Origin of the sequence: Actinosynnema sp. NPDC050436, from assembly GCF_040655415.1 — a bacterium.
Lineage (GTDB): Bacteria > Actinomycetota > Actinomycetes > Mycobacteriales > Pseudonocardiaceae > Actinosynnema.
The window spans coordinates 120655-136192 of record NZ_JBFAJV010000016.1; the positions used below are offsets into that span (position 1 = coordinate 120655).

General features: G+C 72.9%; 14 protein-coding genes. 10 read left to right on the forward strand and 4 right to left on the reverse strand.

Annotated features, from left to right (window positions below; all coding sequences use genetic code 11):
* Position 1 precedes the first annotated feature (1 nt).
* Both AB0I60_RS30870 and AB0I60_RS30875 read left to right on the forward strand, forming a co-directional pair.
* Positions 2 to 886, forward strand: coding sequence for a hypothetical protein (locus tag AB0I60_RS30870; protein ID WP_360735895.1), 885 nt, complete (start codon positions 2 to 4; stop codon positions 884 to 886).
* 71 nt (positions 887 to 957) lie between these two features.
* Positions 958 to 1971 (forward strand): CapA family protein, encoded by a 1014-nt coding sequence (locus AB0I60_RS30875; protein WP_360735897.1) that lies wholly within the window; start codon positions 958 to 960, stop codon positions 1969 to 1971.
* A gap of 16 nt (positions 1972 to 1987) precedes the next feature.
* Here AB0I60_RS30875 and AB0I60_RS30880 read toward each other — a convergent pair whose 3' ends face one another.
* The 3 genes from AB0I60_RS30880 to AB0I60_RS30890 form a co-directional block, all read right to left on the reverse strand.
* On the reverse strand, positions 1988 to 2938 hold the full coding sequence (locus AB0I60_RS30880; RefSeq protein WP_360735899.1) for an o-succinylbenzoate synthase: 951 nt from the start codon (positions 2936 to 2938) through the stop codon (positions 1988 to 1990).
* 9 nt (positions 2939 to 2947) lie between these two features.
* Positions 2948 to 3640, reverse strand: a complete 693-nt coding sequence (locus AB0I60_RS30885) for a hypothetical protein (RefSeq protein WP_360735901.1) — start codon at positions 3638 to 3640, stop codon at positions 2948 to 2950.
* A 63-nt stretch (positions 3641 to 3703) separates the two neighbouring features.
* Entirely contained in the window at positions 3704 to 5365 is a 1662-nt protein-coding gene (locus AB0I60_RS30890; RefSeq protein ID WP_360735903.1) for a DNA repair helicase XPB, read from the reverse strand.
* A 210-nt stretch (positions 5366 to 5575) separates the two neighbouring features.
* Here AB0I60_RS30890 and AB0I60_RS30895 point away from each other — a divergent pair, with 210 nt between their 5' ends.
* The 4 genes from AB0I60_RS30895 to AB0I60_RS30910 all read left to right on the forward strand — a co-directional run bounded on the left by AB0I60_RS30895 (position 5576) and on the right by AB0I60_RS30910 (position 8497).
* The gene (locus AB0I60_RS30895; RefSeq protein ID WP_360735906.1) at positions 5576 to 6178 is read left to right on the forward strand and encodes a hypothetical protein; all 603 of its coding nucleotides are present in this window, start codon (positions 5576 to 5578) and stop codon (positions 6176 to 6178) included.
* Between the two features lie 163 nt (positions 6179 to 6341).
* Positions 6342 to 7076, forward strand: a complete 735-nt coding sequence (locus AB0I60_RS30900; RefSeq protein ID WP_360735908.1) for a hypothetical protein — start codon at positions 6342 to 6344, stop codon at positions 7074 to 7076.
* Between the two features lie 60 nt (positions 7077 to 7136).
* Positions 7137 to 7616, forward strand: coding sequence for a hypothetical protein (locus AB0I60_RS30905; RefSeq protein ID WP_360735910.1), 480 nt, complete (start codon positions 7137 to 7139; stop codon positions 7614 to 7616).
* 95 nt (positions 7617 to 7711) lie between these two features.
* The gene (locus tag AB0I60_RS30910; protein WP_360735912.1) at positions 7712 to 8497 is read left to right on the forward strand and encodes a hypothetical protein; all 786 of its coding nucleotides are present in this window, start codon (positions 7712 to 7714) and stop codon (positions 8495 to 8497) included.
* Between the two features lie 145 nt (positions 8498 to 8642).
* Here the strand turns inward: AB0I60_RS30910 and AB0I60_RS30915 are convergent, their stop codons facing one another.
* Positions 8643 to 9581 carry an ABC transporter substrate-binding protein gene (locus tag AB0I60_RS30915; protein ID WP_360735915.1) on the reverse strand — a complete coding sequence of 313 codons (939 nt, stop codon included), beginning with the start codon at positions 9579 to 9581 and terminating at the stop codon, positions 8643 to 8645.
* A gap of 486 nt (positions 9582 to 10067) precedes the next feature.
* Here AB0I60_RS30915 and AB0I60_RS30920 point away from each other — a divergent pair, with 486 nt between their 5' ends.
* Genes AB0I60_RS30920 through AB0I60_RS30935 form a run of 4 tightly spaced genes read left to right on the forward strand, consistent with a single transcriptional unit; the run spans position 10068 to position 15213 of the window.
* Entirely contained in the window at positions 10068 to 13433 is a 3366-nt protein-coding gene (locus tag AB0I60_RS30920) for a nitrate- and nitrite sensing domain-containing protein (RefSeq protein WP_360735917.1), read from the forward strand.
* On the forward strand, positions 13430 to 13849 hold the full coding sequence (locus tag AB0I60_RS30925; protein ID WP_033442969.1) for a roadblock/LC7 domain-containing protein: 420 nt from the start codon (positions 13430 to 13432) through the stop codon (positions 13847 to 13849). The genes AB0I60_RS30920 and AB0I60_RS30925 overlap by 4 nt, the downstream gene beginning before the upstream one ends.
* A gap of 31 nt (positions 13850 to 13880) precedes the next feature.
* Positions 13881 to 14627, forward strand: coding sequence for a DUF742 domain-containing protein (locus tag AB0I60_RS30930; RefSeq protein ID WP_360735920.1), 747 nt, complete (start codon positions 13881 to 13883; stop codon positions 14625 to 14627).
* Positions 14608 to 15213: an ATP/GTP-binding protein gene (locus AB0I60_RS30935; RefSeq protein WP_360735923.1), complete on the forward strand. Its 606-nt coding sequence runs from the start codon at positions 14608 to 14610 to the stop codon at positions 15211 to 15213. The genes AB0I60_RS30930 and AB0I60_RS30935 overlap by 20 nt, the downstream gene beginning before the upstream one ends.
* The last annotated feature ends 325 nt before the right edge of the window (positions 15214 to 15538 follow it).

Genomic DNA, 15538 nt, shown 5'->3' on the forward strand with positions numbered 1-15538 from the left:
GGTGACTCCCCCCGAACCCGACCCGGCGGCCACCCCCGACCCCACCGCCGAACCCGGTGCCGAGGCCGCCCCCCAGCCCAGCACCCCGCCCGCCAAGCCCAAACCCCCGGCCGGGAAGCCGGGCACCCCGCCCGCCAAGCCCCAGGCCCCGCCCGCCAAGTCGAAGGCCCCGGCCGCCAAGCCCAAGGCCACCCCCGCCAAGCCCAAGTCCCCGGCTGCCAAGCCGAAGGCCCCGGCCGAGCGGAAGGCCCCGGCTGAAGCGAAGGCTCCAGCTGAACCGAAGGCTCCGGCTGAACCCAAAGCTCCGGCTGCCGGGCCGGGCACTCCGGCGGCGAAGGCCGGTGCTCCAGCCGCGAAGCCGAACCCCGGAGGGGCGGAGGCCGGCGCTCCGACGGCGAAGCCGGATCCCTCGCCGGTGAAGCGCGGCGTTCCGGCGGCGAAGCCGGCTGACTCGGTGGCGAAGGCCGGTGCTCCTGCGGCGGAGCCGGACGAGCCGGCGGCGAAACCGGCCGCTCCTGCCGCCGAGTCCGGCGCGTCGGCCGCCGAACCCGGTGTTGGTGCCGGCAAGCCCGAAGCCGAGAAGGGCGCCGAACCCGACTCCGGGCCGGCCGTGAAGCCTCAAGCCGAGCCGCCCGCAGCACCAGCCGCGAGGTCGCAAGCCGAGCCGGCCGCGAGGGCCCAGACCGAGCCGGTCGGTGAGTCGCCGGTCGGGGCGCGGGACGTGCCCGGACCCGCTCGGACGCACCTGCGGGCCGTGCCCGACGAGGTGGCCGAGCCGATCGACCTGGTGAAGGCCGCTCCGGCACCGGTGCTCAAGCGGGTGCTGCCGGTCGTCGCCGCGCTGGTCGTGCTGGTGTTCCTGCTGCGCCGCCGGCGGCAGCGCTGAAGCGCGGGGGCGGGCGGCTGGCGGTGCTGTCGCTGGTCGCCTGCCTCGCCGCGTGCACGGGGTCACCGGTCGTGATCACGTCGTCCGCGCCGCCGCCGACCACCACCACGCCGCCCCCGCCACCGTCGTTCACCCTGGCCGCCGGCGGTGACATCCTGGTCCACCCGCTGCTCACCGAGCAGGCCGACCGCGACGGTGGCCGCGACTTCCTGCCGATCCTCGACGGCCTGCGCCAGGCGGTCGACGCCGACCTGTCGATCTGCCACCTGGAGACGCCGCTGTCCGCGCCCGGTGACCCGACCTACGGATACCCGGCGTTCAGCGCACCGCCCGAGGTGGCGACCGCGCTCAAGACCCTCGGCTACGACAGCTGCTCCACCGCGTCGAACCACACCCTCGACCGGGGTCCGGGCGCGATCAGGACCACCCTCGACGTGCTGGACGCGGCCGGGATCGCGCACACCGGCTCGTTCCGCACGCCCGAGGAGTCCGCCACCCCGCTGCTGCTCGACGTGCCCGGCGCGAAGGTCGCGCAGCTCTCCTTCACCTACGGCTTCAACGGCATCCCGCTGCCGCAGCCGTGGATGGCGAACCAGCTCTCGACCGAGGGCGTGCTCACCGCCGCCCGCGCGGCGAAGGCGGCCGGTGCCGACGTCGTGGTCGCCAGCCTGCACTGGGGCGCCGAGTACCAGCACGAGGCGACGACCGAGCAGCGCGAGATGGCGGCGGCGATCCTGGCCGACCCGGCGGTGGACCTGATCATCGGCACGCACGTGCACGCGGTCCAGCCGATCGAGCAGGTCAACGGCAAGTGGGTGGTCTACGGCATGGGCAACGAGGTCGCTCGCCACTCCGAGCCGCGCGGGATCACCGAGGAGGGCATCGTCACCCGCTTCACGTTCGTCAAGGGTCCGGGCGGCTGGGCGGTGGAGCACGCGGAGTACGTGCCGACCATGGTCGAGTTCGGCCCGCCGATCCGGGTGGTCGACCTGACCCGCGCACCCGCCACCCCGCGCCGCGCGGAGGCGCTGGCCCGGACGGACTCCGTGGTGCGGAGCCTGGGCAGCGCGATCACCCGGCGCTGAGCGCGGCGGTGCCGGCTCAGGGCAGCGCCAGCCCGGCCGCGTCGGCGACCCGGGCCACCCGCTCCCGCCAGCGCCGGGCGGTCTCCGGGTCGGCGGCGAACCCGTCGCGCAGGTCGGGGTCGACGGTCTTCTCCGGCACCGACAGCCGGCCGTCCACGGGGCGCAGCGAGTCGCTCGCCACGTCGCCGTCGAGCAGCGACAGCGTGCCCAGCCCGCACGCGAAGTCCAGCTCCGGCAGGGCACCGGCCAGCGCCAGCCCGGCGGCCATCCCCACGGACGTCTCCACGGCGGACGACACCACGCACGGCAGCCCGCACGCCTCGGCGACCTCCAGCGCCCGCCGCACCCCGCCCAGCGGGGCGACCTTGATCACCGCGAGGTCGGCGGCACCGGCCACGGCGACGCGCAGCGGGTCCTCGGCCCGCCGGATCGACTCGTCGGCGGCGATCCGCACGTCGACCCGCCGCCGCACCGCCGCCAGGTCCTCGACGGTCGGGCACGGCTGCTCCACGTACTCCAGCCCGCCCGCCGCCCGGTCCAGCTCCCGGATCGCCCGCACGGCCGTGTCGACGTCCCACGCGGTGTTCGCGTCCACCCGGACCGCGCCGGACGGCCCCAGCGCGTCCCGCACCGCCTCCACCCGGGCCAGGTCGTCGGACAGCGACGCGCCCGGGTCGGCCACCTTCACCTTCGCCGTGCGGCACCCGGAGGCCGCGACGATCTCGTGCGCCCGCTCCGGCGGCACGACGGGCACCGTGCAGTTGACCGGGACCCACGACCGGACCGGCGCGGGCCACCCGTGCACGGCCGACTCCATGGCGCACGCCAGCCACGGCGCGCACTCGACGTCGGAGTAGTCGAGGAAGGCGCAGAACTCGCCCCACCCCCCGGGTCCTTCCAGCAGCACGCCCTCGCGGACGGTGATGCCCCGGAACCGGTTGCGCAGGGGGATCGAGTAGACGAACACGCCGGAAGCCTAGATCGGGCCGCCCCGGCCGACGACCCGGCCACCGGGAGCGCCCGCCGGGGCGGTGACCGCCCGGGGCGGGTCGAGGGCGGCGACCCTGCGCAGGGCGGTGGCCGCCGGTCCCGGGTCCCGCTCCTCCACCGCGATCCGCAGGGCCGACGCGAACCGGTCCACCCGCCGGTCCAGCTCGGCCAGGGCGCGGGTCGGTTCGGCGAGCGACGCCGCCAGGCCGGGCCGGTTGGCCACGCCCGCCAGCTCCGCCCGCACCGCCAGGCTGTCCCGCAACGCCGCCAGCGCCTGCCACAGCAGCGCCTCGACGTGCGCGGTCCGCGCCGGGTCGGCGTCGCCGGGGAGCGCCAGGAAGTCCTCGCACAGCCGCCGCGCCCGCCGCCGCTGCCCGTCGTCGGCGAACTGGCCGCAGTGCACGACGTCCCGCTCCGGCGCGGCCAGTGCCACGTCCCGGCCGTCGACCCGCCCGGGTAACAGCACCAGCGCGACCGCCGGCACGAACGGCAGCGCCGCCCACGGTCCGGGCGCGAGGACGAGCAGCGCCGCGCCCGCCGCCGTGGCCGCCGGCAGCGCCACCAGCGCCCGGTTGCGCCGGGAGCGGGCCCGGAGCGCCCGCTCCACCGGTCCCGGGTCCGCGCCGGGCCGCCACATCCACCAGCGCGGCACCGGTCCGCGCCGCACGACCACCGTCATGTCACACCCGATCTGCGGGCCGAAGGGAGGTGGGTCAACCTACTGGCCCGGGACGGGTGGTGGTCAGCCGACGTCGGGCAGCTTCGGCCCGAGCAGGTCGTCCGCGTCGACGATCCGGTACGCGTAGCCCTGCTCGGCCAGGAACCGCTGGCGGTGGGCGGCGTAGTCGGTGTCCAGGGTGTCCCGCGACACCACCGAGTAGAAGTGGGCCTGCCGCCCGTCGCCCTTGGGCCGCAGCAGGCGGCCGAGCCGCTGCGCCTCTTCCTGGCGCGACCCGAACGTGCCGGAGACCTGCACGGCCACCGACGCCTCCGGCAGGTCGATGGAGAAGTTCGCCACCTTCGACACCACCAGCACGCGCAGCTCGCCGCGCCGGAACGCGTCGAAGAGCTGCTCGCGCTCCTTGTTCTTCGTAGACCCCTGGATCACCGGCGCGTCCAGCGCCTCGCCCAGCGACTCCAACTGGTCCAGGTACGCGCCGATGACCAGCGTCGGCTCGCCGGGGTGCCGGTCCAGGATGGCCCGCACGACGGGCAGCTTGGTGCGGGCCGTGGAGCACAGCTTGTAGCGCTCGTCGGCCTCGGCGGTGGCGTACTCCAGCCGCTCGTTGTCGGTCAGCGTGACCCGCACCTCGGTGCACTCGGCGGGCGCGATCCAGCCCTGCGCCTCGATGTCGCGCCACGGCACGTCGTACCGCTTGGGGCCGATCAGCGAGAACACGTCGCCCTCCTGGCCGTCCTCGCGGACCAGGGTCGCGGTCAGCCCCAGCCGGCGGCGGGACTGGAGGTCCGCGGTCATCCGGAACACCGGGGCGGGCAGCAGGTGCACCTCGTCGTAGACGATCAGGCCCCAGTCGCGCGAGTCGAACAGCTCCAGGTGCTTGTACTCGCCCTTCGACTTGCGGGTGATCACCTGGTAGGTGGCGATGGTGACCGGCCGGATCTCCTTGCGCTCGCCGGAGTACTCGCCGATCTCGTCCTCGGTCAGCGACGTGCGGGCGACCAGCTCGCGCTTCCACTGCCTGCCCGCGACGGTGTTGGTCACCAGGATCAGGGTGGTCGCGCCCGCCTCGGCCATCGCCGCCGCGCCGACCAGCGTCTTGCCCGCCCCGCAGGGCAGCACCACGACGCCCGAGCCGCCCGCCCAGAACGCCTGGGCGGCCAGCCGCTGGTAGTCGCGCAGCTGCCAGCCGTCCTCGACCAGGTCGATCGGGTGGGCCTCGCCGTCCACGTAGCCGGCCAGGTCCTCGGCGGGCCAGCCGACCTTGAGCAGGACCTGCTTGAGCCGGCCGCGCTCGCTGGGGTGCACGATCACCGTGTCGTCGTCGATGCGCTCGCCGAGCATCGGCTTGATCTTCTTGTGCCGCATCACCTCCTCCAGCACGGCGCGGTCCAGCGAGGCGAGGACCAGGCCGTGGGCGGGGTGGTTGGCGAGCTGGAGCCGGCCGAACCGGCCCATGGTGTCCACGACGTCGACCAGCAGCGGCTGCGGCACGGGGTAGCGGGAGAACCGCACCAGGGCGTCGACCACCTGTTCGGCGTCGTGCCCGGCGGCGCGCGCGTTCCACAGCGCGAGCGGCGTGACCCGGTAGGTGTGGACGTGCTCGGGGGCGCGCTCCAGCTCGGCGAACGGCGCGATGGCGGTGCGCGCCTCTTCCGAGAGGGGGTGGTCGACCTCCAGCAGCAGGGTCTTGTCCGACTGGACGATCAAAGGGCCGTCGGTCACGGGAACGCACTCCTGTCGCTTGGCGTACCACCAGTGTTCCAACCGGGTGCAAGTCGACTGCGCTGCGTGTCCGGCAGGACACCCAAAGCTCTTGGACTCGGTTCGGTAAATCCGTGTACACCCGGATGGCGCAGTGGATAGCTTGCCTTGCCTCCCGCTCGCGCGACACCGCGTGGAATAAGCGGGTTCCCGATTCGAACGAAGGTCATCATGAGCACGGACGCGCCCGCGCCCACCCCGAACCCGAACTTCCCCCCGGCCCCGCCCCAGCAGCACCCGCAGCAGCAGGAGCCGGCGGCGCCGAAGAAGAAGAGCCTCGTGGTCCGGATCCTGACGTACGTCGCCGGTCTGGTCGTGGCGGGTCTGGTCATCTACGGCTTCAACTACTTCACCAGCGACGCCGCCCAGACGAAGGCCGGCGACTGCGCCAGCCTGTCCGGCACGCGCACCAAGCCGGAGTTCAAGACCGTCGGCTGCGACGCGGCCGAGGCCAACTACACCGTCGGCAAGGTGCTGGGCTCGCTGTCCGAGTCGTGCGGCGGCCAGTACTACGACGAGTACACCGAGACCGCCCGCCGCGGCCCGGACTCGAAGCTGTGCCTGGTCCCGAACCTGGCCGAGGGCAAGTGCTACGAGCTCGACAACTCCACGAACGTCGGCTACCCGGTCGTCGACTGCGGCAAGTCGGGCGTGGCGAAGCTGACCAATGTCGTCAAGGGGTCCGACGACGAGTCGGCGTGCGGTGACGGCGCGCCGATCGCGTTCTCCGAGCCGAAGATCACCTACTGCTTCGCGCCCGCCGAGGCTTCCTGACCTCGCGGGACCACCGCACGCGCTGACCAACCCCCGTGACCGGGGCGACCCGTCGGCCGTCCCGGTCACGGGGGTTCTCGCCGTTGCGCGCCTTCACGCGGAGCCGGGTGCGCGTGCCGCTACCTTCTGTGGCGTCACGCGCACCCGTCCAGCGAGGATGATCATGAGCAACGAGCCGAAGCAGCCCGCCGGGGACGAGCCCGGTCCGGAGTCCGAGGTCGAGCCGGGGACCGGGACCGGCGCAGCCGGGTCGGCACCGGTCGGTGGCGGCGGGGCGACGCCCGCGCCTGTGCCGGGGGCACCCGTCGAGGCCGCGCCGGGCGAGACGGCACCCGGCCCGGAGCGGTACCTCATCGCGCCCGACGCCGAGGAGCGCGACGAGCCCGCCCCCGCCGGGGGTGGGCAGGCCCGGAAGGTGCTCCTCGCCGCCCTCGCGGTGGTGGTCCTCGTGGCCGGCTTCTTCGCCATCCGGTACTTCGTCAACAACAGCGCGGTGGCCTCGGCGGGCGACTGCGTCAGCCTCACCGGGCAGTCCGACAACCGCGCCGACGTGAACAACCTCGACTGCGGTGACGACAAGGCGTCCTACAAGGTCGGCAAGGTGCTCGAAGCGGCGGACGCGGTGTGCCCCGAGGAGGGCCTGTACACCGAGGTGTCCCCGACCGGCGGCGTCGGTGACGGCTACAAGCTGTGCCTGCTGCCGAACATGACCGAGGGCTCCTGCTACAAGCCCGACGAGGGCACCGGGTTCGTCAAGGGCGACTGCACCGGCCCGGAGACGATCAAGGTGACCAAGGTCATCAAGGACTCCACCGACCTGGCCAAGTGCCCGGACAGCGCCGGCATGTCCTACCCCGAGCCCGCCGTCACGTACTGCCTGGCACCCGCCGAGGTGTGACGCCCGCCGGGGCGTAACCACATGCGGTGAACCCGCTCAACCCGGCGCGCAGCCGTGCCGATGTCCCTGACCATGCGGAAACTCGGGTGGGGCATCGGTGCGGCCGTCGTCGCGCTGGTGGGCGTCTACGCGCTGACCACGTCCGGCGGTGACGGGCCCCGGCCCGAGCCGGGCGACTGCGCGACCGTCTCCGGCCAGGCCGACCGGCCCCGCTACGAGGTCGCGGACTGCGCCGCCGAGCGGGCCAACGTGAAGGTCGCCAAGGTGGTCGACCAGGCCGACCGGTGCCCGGCGGGCGGTGCCGCGTACTCCACCTACTCCGGCCCGGTCACGCTGTGCCTGATGCCGAACTTCGTCGAGGGCTCCTGCTACGCGCAGGACGCCGACGCGGGCCTGCGGAAGGTGGACTGCGGCACGGCCGAGGCCGTCAAGGTCGTCAAGGCCGACCGGGGCACGACGACGTGCGGCAGCGGTCGCGCGGTCAGCTACCCCGAGCCCCCGGTGACGTTCTGCCTGGCCCGCGCCGCAGACCTGCGCTGAGCCACCGGGTCCCGTGCCACCGCACCGCCGAAACCGCTGCGCACGCCGGCCGCCCGGCGGTACGTTCCGCTCGTCCGACCCGAGAGGAACGCCGCGTGACCACGCCCCCGTACCAGCCGCCCCACGGCCCGCCTCCGGGCGGCCACCCGCCGGGGTGGGGCCAGCCGACCCCGCCGGGCTTCCCGGCCGCACCGCCGCCCGCAGACCCGGGCCACCCCGGGCCGCAGGGCCACCCCTACCCGGGCCACCCCCAGCAGGCGTACCCGCAGCAGCCGGGCTACCCGCAGCAGCCCGGGTACCCACCGCCGGGCTACCCGCAGCCGGGCTACCCGCCGGCCGGGCAGGCGGGCTTCCCGCCGCCGCCGAAGAAGGGCGTCTCCACCGGGGCCAAGGCGCTGGTCGGCGTGATCGTGCTGGGCATCGTCGGCATCGTGGTCGCCGGGATGATCGCGGGCACCGGCAGCCCCGGCCGGGCGGCGGTGGGCGACTGCATCAAGGTCAACTCGGTGAGCGTGTCCGACGCCGACGTGGAGACCATCGACTGCGGTTCGACCGAGGCGGCGTTCAAGGTGGCCGCCAACCTCGACAGCAGCACCGACGCGTGCCCCTCCGGCGACTACTCCGAGTACAGCGACCGTGGCGGTCGGCGCAGCAACGGCTTCAAGCTCTGCCTGGTGCTCAACGCCGCGCAGGGCGACTGCTTCAAGCAGGAGGGCACGATTGTCGCGGGCAAAACCACCAAGGTGACCTGCGATTCGTCGGCCACGCACAAGGTGCGCAAGGTCGTGGGCACCGAGGACGAGAACCAGTGCGAGAGCGGTGAGACCGTGTTCGTTTACTCACAGCCCGCTACCACCATCTGCTTGGTCAAGTCTGAATAACAAATACGAGGGGCCTTCCACGGCGACGCGGAAGGCCCCTACAAACATCATCTTTCCCGGCCGCGAGCGGCGAACCGGCCGGCACCGGCTTGTTCCGCAGCGCCCGGAGTTGTTCCGTCAGCGCACGGCACCGGGGCCGGCGGCGCTAGTTCGTGGTGCCCGGCGGGAGCAGCGACTGGACCTCCAGCCGGGTCGGCAGGACGCCCTCGTTGTCCATCATGTCGGCGACCCGCTGGAGGCGGATCTGGTTGAGCGACAACGGGAACGTGCCCACCGACACCAGGGCGGCGGTCTGCTGGTCGACGTCGACGTAGCCGGTCAGCGCGTCCTGCACGGACAGCTTGTTGTTGGTGGCGAGCTGCTGCGCGTCCCGCAGGACCTGCCGGAACAGGGTCAGCGTGCGCGGGTTGGCGTCGGCGAACTTCTTGCTCGACGCGTACCCGGACATGGGGAAGTCCTTGGTCGGGCCGATCGCCGTGTCGGTGACGATCCGGGCGCCCGCGTCCTTCTGCGCCTTGGTGATGAACGGCTCGGTCATCCAGGCCGCGTCGACCTGGCCCGCCTTCATGGCGTCCACCATCTGCTCGAACGGCATGACCTTGAGGTTGATCCGCTGCCGCTCCACGCCGGCGGTGTCCAGCACGGCCTTGGTGGTCAGCGCGCCGAGGTCGGTCTCGCTGTTCACCGCGATGCGCGGCGAGGTGATCCGGGCGGGGCTGTCGTAGTCCGGGTCGAGCGTGACCAGCGCCATCGTGTTCGGGCCCGCCTGGTACGCCTCGCCCTGGAGCTGGAGCTGCGTGCCGTCGACGGCCGCGCGGAACAGGTTGACGTGGCTGGCCCAGGTCACGTCCAGCGTGGTGTCGAGCTGCTTGATGCCCTCGGCCTCGCTGCTCAACGTCACGAGCTGCACGGACAGCCCGGCCTTCTCGAACAGCTTCTCGGTGGTGGCCAGCTTCAGCGGCGCCACGTCGACCACCGGCATCACGCCGATGCGCAGCGTGTTGCGCTCCACCTCGGGCTTGCCGCCGCTGTCCGCGCCGGGCAGCAGACCGCACGCCGTCAAGGTCGCGGCACACGCGAACAACGCTGCCGCACGTCGCAGAACACGCGCTGGGGTAGGCATGGCACCTCTCGCCGCGATGACCTCTTGAGCGGGGTCTATTTGATCAACCGAATTGTCGACGGCTGTTGTCGATGCCGGGGATGGTAACCACCCGGAGGTGTGAAACGACAGTCCCGGTCGATACGCTGAGTGCTTCGCAGAGCCTTCCCTGCGGCCGGGGTGCGGCACTACGCTGCCGGCCGGGTGGCTCAAGGTCCTCGCGGTGCCTTGCGTCCGTCGCGCGGGGTGGGGTGCCTAGCCGGCACCACCGCTCCTGTGCTGCAATTCGGCCCGAATTCGTGTCCATGCTTCGGTCCGTGGGGAGAGGCCGGGGAACACTGCTGCCGGAAGAGGAAGCCCAGGGTGGCCCGACGAGAGAGAGGTCCCAGCCAGTCAGGCGTGGAGAATCCACCACGCTCCGATGACCCCGGAATGGGTGACGGACTGGCTGCGCTGCGTGATGGAACTGTGACCGAGTCCACGGGCGCCGGGCCGACGACCGAGGTGCGCGAGGGGCGGGCGGGCACCGCCGCCTGGCGGCTGCGGAACTGGCGGCTGCCCACCAAGCTCGCCGCGGTGCTGCTGATCCCGACCATCGCCGCGCTCGCCCTCGGCGGGCTGCGCGTGCAGTCGGACCTCGGCGACGCGACCGAGTTCAACCGGTTGGCCAACCAGATCCAGCTGGAGGCCGCGGTCGCGGACGTCGTCCAGCAGCTCCAGCGCGAGCGCGACCTGAGCGCGAGCCACGTGGCGTCGGGCAAGAGCCTCGACCGCGTCGTGCTCGACCGCCAGCTGCGCCGCGTCAACGACACGACGGACGCGCTGAACAGCAAGATCCTGGAGCTCAGCGGCGACCTCGACGACGAGGTGGTCACCCGGTTCCGCCGGGCCGCCGAGCAGCTCAAGAGGCTCAACAGCCTGCGCAACGCCGTCCGGGACACCGCGTACCCGTCCGACGCCGTGCTGCGCACCTACTCCGAGTCCGTGGAGAGCCTCCTCGACCTCGGCGAGCAGGCCATCGCCGGCATCAACCACCCCGAGCTGGTGCGGCTGCACCTGGCGACCAACGCCATCGGCCGCATCAAGGAGCAGGAGTCCCGCAAGCGCGGCATCATGCTCGACGTGTTCCAGCGCGGCGGCTTCGGCCCTGGCCAGGAACGCGCCCTGCTGGCCGCGAACGCGGAGCTGGAGGCGGCGCGCAACGACTTCCGCAAGTCGGCGACGCCGGACCAGGCCAAGATCTACGACGACACCGTGACCGGTCTGATCGTCGACACCGCGAACGACATGCAGGAATCGGCGCTGAACCTGGCCGCCGGCGGCAAGAGCCTGTCCTCGCTGCGGCCGGAGAAGTGGGACATCGCGTCCACGCTGACGGTGAACCTGACCCGCGACGTGGAGAACCTGCTGCTGGAGCAGCTCCAGAACCGCACCGCCGAGCTGACCGGAGAGGCCCGCGCCGCCGCCCTGCGCGACTCCGGCATCGTGCTGGGCGCGCTGCTGCTGGCGCTGATCATGGCGCTGTTCGTGGCCCGCTCGATCCTCAACCCGCTGCGCACCCTGCGCCGCACCGCGCTCGACGTCGCCGACCACGGCCTGCCGGACGCGGTCAGCCGCATCCTGGTCGACCCGAACCCGCAGGAGGCGGCCAAGACCGCCATCGCCCCGGTGCCGATCACCACCAGGGAGGAGGTCGGGCAGGTCGCCCGCGCCTTCGACGCGGTGCACGGCGAAGCGGTCCGGCTGGCCGCCGAGCAGGCGCTGCTGCGCGACAACGTCAACGCCATGTTCGTCAACCTGTCCCGCCGCTCGCAGGCCCTGGTGGAGCGCCAGCTCAACCTGATCGACCGGCTGGAGCAGGACGAGCAGGACCCCGACCAGCTCGCCAGCCTGTTCGAGCTGGACCACCTGGCCACCCGGATGCGGCGCAACTCGGAGAACCTGCTGGTCCTCTCCGGCACCGACCTGTCCCGCCGGCTCACCCGCCCGGTGCCGGCCGCCGAGGTGCTCGGCGCGGCGGTGTCCGAGGTCGAGCAGTACGCCCGCGTGCAGGTCGGCCAAACCCCGGAGCTGACCGTCCAGGGCCGCGCGGTCAACGACCTCGTGCACCTGATCGCGGAGCTGCTGGACAACGCCACCGCGTTCTCCGACCCGGTCACCAAGGTCACCGTGCGCACCGCCCGCACCCGCAAGGGCGAACTGGCCATCGAGATCCAGGACCGCGGCGTCGGCATGGCCGAGCAGGAGATCGCCGACGCCAACGAGCGGCTGGCCGACCCGCCGGACGTGGACGTCGCGGTGTCCCGCCGGATGGGCCTGTACGTGGTCGCCCGGCTGGCCAAGCGGCACGACATCAAGGTCCGCCTGCGCGGCAACGAGGACATCGAGGGCGGTACCACCGCGCTCGTCGTGGTGCCCGAAACGCTGGTCGCGTCGCCCGGCGCGGCCGGCGCGCCCCAGGAGTCGGTGTTCGGCACGCCCGCCCCGGCGCACCCGAACCCGGCCGAGCGGGCCAGCGGCATCGCCGGCGCGTTCACCGGCTCGATGCCGAGGGTGGACGACGAACCGGCCTTCCCGGTCAGCTTCGTGCACAGCGACAGCGAGCCGGACGCCGCCGGGCTGCCCGCGTTCGGCGAGGTCCCGGCGGAGAGCTCCGGCGAGATCTCCCAGCCGTGGCTGCCGCTGGGCGACGAGTCGACCGCGCGGGACGTCGACAACGAGCCCGTGGGCTCGTTCGGCGAGCCGACCCTCTTCACCGCCTACGAGGACCGGCCCGACGACGACGACCCGGACGCGCACGGCTTCCAGACGACCCAGTTCGCGCCCGCGATCGAGGGCCGGCTGGGCGGCGAGCCGTTCGCCGAGCCGTTCACCGAAGCCGCGCCGGTCGAGGAGCCCGAGCCCGCCCGGCGCAACGGCTCCGCGCCGCACGCACCGGAACCGGCCCGCGAGGCGCACGACCTGGACGCACCGACCGAGCGGCTGCCGATCTACGAGGCGGTGCTCTCGCAGTGGTTCCAGGCCGTGGGCAGCGAGACCTCGGCGGCCACCGCCCAGGACGTGCCGCCCGCGCCCAGGCCCGAGCACCGGCCCGAACCCGAGCACCGGCCCGAACCCGAGCACCGGCCCGAGCCCGAGCACCGGCCCGAGCCCGAGCCGGAGGCCGAGTCCGCGCTGCCGACCCGCCGGCCGCAGCCGGTGCCGCCGGTCGCGCCGACCACCGAGGCCGGCCCGGCGCACCCGCCGGTGGCGGCGCGCGAGGTCGACAAGGGCCGGCCGTTCACCGAGGGCGGACTGCCGAAGCGCCGTCCGGGCTCGCCCGACAACCTGCCCAAGCGCGCTGCGGAGGTGCCCCGCGTGTCCGAGGCCGAGCCGGCCGCCGAACCGGAACCGGTCCTGCCCGGCGGCCTCCTGCGCGGTGCCCACGCGCACGCCGATCAGGTGCACAATGATCACGCGCCCGGTGATCACGACCGCGGTGACCACGACCACCAGGACGACGACCACGTGCCGTCGGCCGAGCAAGCTTGGCACTCGCCCGCCGACGAAGGCTGGCAAGCGGCCCAGGCGCTGCTCAGCAAGGCCCCAGAGACCACGACACAGGCGGGGTTGCCCAAGCGGGTGCCCAAGGCTCAGCTTGTGCCGGGATCAGCCGCTCCCAAGCCGCAGGCGGCGGAGCGGCAACCGCAGCGGCCCCCGCTGCCACCACGATCGGCTGACGCGATCCGTGGACGCATGTCGAGTCTTCAGCAGGGCGTCCGTCGAGGGCGACACGCGTTGATCGACGCTTACGCTGGTGACATGTCGAGCCGGCAAGACGAGGAGCAGGAGTGACGACCGCAGCTCAGCCAGGCAGCTTTGGTTGGCTTATCACCGACTTCGTGCGCCGGGTTCCCGGTGTGGCCCATTCCGTTGTGGTGTCGGCGGACGGGCTGCTGCTCGCCGGCTCGCAGGGCCTCCCGCGAGACCGCGCCGAGCAGCTGTCCGCCGTGGCCTCCGGCCTGGTCAGCCTCACGGCGGGCGCGGCCAGGTGCTTCGAGGCGGGCACCGTGAACCAGACCGTGGTCGAGATGGAGCGGGGCTACCTGTTCCTGATGTCGATCAGCGACGGGTCGTGCCTCGCGGTGCTCGCGGCCCCGAACTGCGACATCGGCCTCGTGGCGTACGAGATGACCCTCCTGGTCGAGCGCGTGGGCCAGCAGCTGACCCCGGAGCTGCGCGCGCAGCTCCAGGGTGTGGTTCGGCGGTAGATCCTCATGAGATCGTGGGGGTGAGCGGTAAATGGCTGAACGATCTGGCGCGGGCGGACGGCGCTTCGGTAGGAACTTCAACTACCAGGAGTGGGCTGCCGGCGGGTTCCAATTCGAAGAGCCGGATGCCGACCCCTCAGCAGAGGAAGCCGAGGACGCACCCAACTCGTGGACCGGTCGGGCGGCCGAGCCTCCACGGGTCGAAGGCACAGGGCAGGGGCAAGGCGATATGTCTCAGCGTGAGGTTGACGACTCGTCGTACGACTACGACGACGTCCCCAACCGGTTCGACATCGACGGGTACGGCAGCGGGCTGTTCGGGGGTCCGGGTGCCGACCTGTTCGGCGCCCACGGCCTCCCGGACAGCGTGCCGGAGCAGCTGCCCTACACGACCGGTCCGCAGCCGGTCGTGCGGCACGAGGAGGACCCGGCGGCGGAGTCGGGTTCGCTGGTCCGCCCGTACACCCGGACGGGCGGTCGCACGCGGCCGGACTACGACCTGGCCATCGAGGCGCTGGTGTCCACCAGCGAGCGGGGCCTGGAGCGGGACGCGGCGGTGCTGCCCGAGCACCGGTCGATCTGCGGTCTGTGCACCGACACCAGGTCGGTGGCGGAGGTGGCGGCCCACCTGCGGCTGCCGCTCGGTGTCGTGCGGGTGTTGATCGGCGACATGGCGAGCATGGGTTTGGTATTGATTCACCAGGGCGGCTTGGTCGTGGGGGACAGGCCGTCCATTGAATTCCTTGAGAGGGTGCTCAGTGGGCTTCGCAGGCTCTAGCCCCAACGCGGCCGGTGGCGAACGGAAGCCGACGACCTCCGCGAAGATCGTGGTGGCCGGTGGCTTCGGCGTGGGCAAGACGACGTTCGTCGGATCCGTGTCGGAGATCGTTCCGCTGACCACCGAAGCGGTGATGACCGAGGCGAGCGCCGGGGTCGACGACCTGTCGGCGACGCCGAACAAGGTCACCACCACGGTCGCCATGGACTTCGGTCGGGTGTCCCTGGACCAGGACCTGATCCTGTACCTCTTCGGTACGCCGGGTCAGCACCGGTTCTGGTTCATGTGGGACGACCTGGTCCGGGGTGCGATCGGGGCGATCGTGCTGGTCGACACGCGGCGGCTGGCGGACGCGTTCGCGTCCATCGACTTCTTCGACGACCGGCAGCTGCCGTACGTGGTGGGGGTGAACTGCTTCGACGGTCTGCTGCACCACCGCATCGAGGACGTGCGGGAAGCGCTGACCATCGACCAGTCCGTGCCCATGGTGACGTGCGACGCGCGCAACCGGCAGTCGACCAAGCAGACGCTGATCACGCTGGTGGAGCACGCCATGCGGCAGTGGATGTCGGTGCGCGCGGGCTGAACCCGGCCCCGGTCGCCGGGCCCGCGTGATCTGCGCGGGCGATCGGCCCGGGTGGTCGGGCCCAGGGGATCGGCCTGGGTGGTCGGGCTCGGAGGATCGGGTTCGCTGCCGGGTGCCCGGTGACGACCCCGACTCCGGCGGTCGGTGCCCGGCGGGTCCAGGCCGGTGCGCGGCTCCGGGTGCGCTGCCGGCGTCGTGGACTCCGGTGGGGGCGGTACCCGCACGCGGGTACCGCCCCTTACTGCTGCCCACTCGCGCTTCCTCGTCGGGAGCGGGCACCCGTGCCCGGTCGGTCCCGGGTCGCGCTCGCGCCGCCGGGCGGCTC